This is a genomic window from Gluconobacter sphaericus NBRC 12467, from assembly GCF_006539125.1.
Taxonomy (GTDB): domain Bacteria; phylum Pseudomonadota; class Alphaproteobacteria; order Acetobacterales; family Acetobacteraceae; genus Gluconobacter; species Gluconobacter sphaericus.
In genome coordinates this window covers 1-504 of record NZ_BJMK01000097.1, presented here as the reverse complement: position 1 = coordinate 504, position 504 = coordinate 1, and the positions used below count along the sequence as shown (strand labels likewise).

At 55.4% G+C, this 504-nt stretch carries 1 pseudogene; it reads right to left on the bottom strand.

From position 1 onward, the window contains the following. Positions 1 to 13: 13 nt before the first annotated feature. Positions 14 to 504, bottom strand: a pseudogene (locus tag GSP01_RS14660) (IS5 family transposase); the annotation flags it as partial.

Sequence of the window (504 nt, the reverse complement as noted above, 5' to 3'; positions counted from 1 at the left end):
CTAGGCTCAGGACTCATAGCCAGAACATGACGGTTGCAGTTGCAGCGAGGCAGATGGCTGAGAAGAAGACATTCGGGCATCTGTCGTAGCGTGTTGCGACACTTATATTTTCGCTTGTCGTATTTGGCTGGCTTGCCGCGGGATCTCCGTCCTGGAATGCAGGGCCTGATCCCTTTTTCCTCCAGGGCATCCCGAAACCAGTCAGCATCATAACCCCGGTCCGCCAGCATCCACTGTGCCATAGGAAGGCTGTCCAGCAGAGCAGCAGCACCGGTATAATCACTGATCTGCCCCGCAATCATAAAAAAGCTCAACGGTCGTCTGTTCTGATTGGTGATCGCATGCAGCTTCGTATTCATGCCACCTTTTGTCCGTCCGATTAGGCGGCCTGGATCCCCTTTTTTAACCGCAGGCTCGAAGCCGTACGGTGTGCCTTGAGATAGGTCGCATCAACCATGATGGTCTGGGGCTCTGCCTTTCCGGCAGCCAGACCGTCCGTCAGCC